Annotated in this window: 1 pseudogene; it reads right to left on the minus strand. The window is 80.5% G+C overall.

The window, feature by feature from the left end:
• Positions 1–156: 156 nt before the first annotated feature.
• Positions 157–1,120, minus strand: a pseudogene (locus tag ACYVI6_RS18735) (hypothetical protein); the annotation flags it as partial.

Genomic DNA, 1,120 nt, shown 5'->3' on the forward strand with positions numbered 1-1,120 from the left:
GGGCCGGCGGTGTCGGCGGGGCCGGCGGCGTGGCCGGCCCGGCGGTCGGCGGCATCGCCTCGGGCGGCTGGGTGCGGTCGTCGGTCCAGGCGCGCCGCGGTGCCGAGCGCCCCTTCCGCCCGCGGGACGGGTCGAGCGTCCACAGGTAGCGGTCGGTCATGCCGTGCCTCCTCCCCCGGTCGCGCCGGCGCCCGTCGGGTCCGGGGGGTCCGGTGGCGCCACCCGCACCCAGCCCTCGCGCAGCACCGTGGCGCGGTCGGGCAGCAGCGCGGACGACCCGGCGGCGAGGATCGCGTCGTCCCGCCACCCGAGCGGCCCCTCGCGGGTGGTCAGCCGCTGGTGCTGGCCCAGCGCGGCGACGAGCGGCAGGCGGACGTCGCCGGGGTCGACGAGCACGGGGCCGACCCGGATGCTCGGCACGAGCGCGTCGAGCCCCGCCGCGAACCACGAGCGGGCCAGCGCGACGCGCCCGCGCGGCACCACCCCGCTGGTCACGTGCACGCCGGCGCCGGGCGCCATGAGCAGGGTCAGCACCCGTGGCGTGCCGGGGCGGACGACGAGCTCGCTGCCCTCGGTCGCGCCCGCCCCGCCCGTCCCACGCGTCGCCACGTAGGGGTGGGTGATCGGGTCGACGGCGGGCTCCAGCGGGGTCTGCCCGAACGCCACGAGGTGCCCGCGGCCGGGCCCGGCCTCCCGGGCGAGGTCGGCGACCGCCGCGTCGACCAGGTGCACGTGCTCGTAGTCGTCGTCGGCGAACCAGGCCAGCAGCCCGTCGTCCGGGCGGGTCAGCTCGCCGAGCCGCACGACGACCCCCACCTGCGCGAGCTCGGCGTAGGCGGCCGCGCGCGCCGCCCGCTCCGCGTCGTCCAGCCGCAGCGTCGCGAGGTCGTCGGCGACGTCGACCTGCAGGACGGCGCGCACCACCGCGATCGGCCGGCCCACGATCGCCGCGGACTGCGCGGACCCCGCCCCGGCGACCGGGTCGACGGTCCACAGCGTGGTGTCGACGGCGCGCAGCAGCGCCGACAGCGCCGAGTCGGCCAGCGGGTCGGCCCGGCGCCCGGCCCGGGCCCGCGCGTCGGCGGCGACCATCCCGGCGGCGAACGCGGCGACCGGCAGC

Source organism: Angustibacter aerolatus (genome assembly GCF_054776675.1).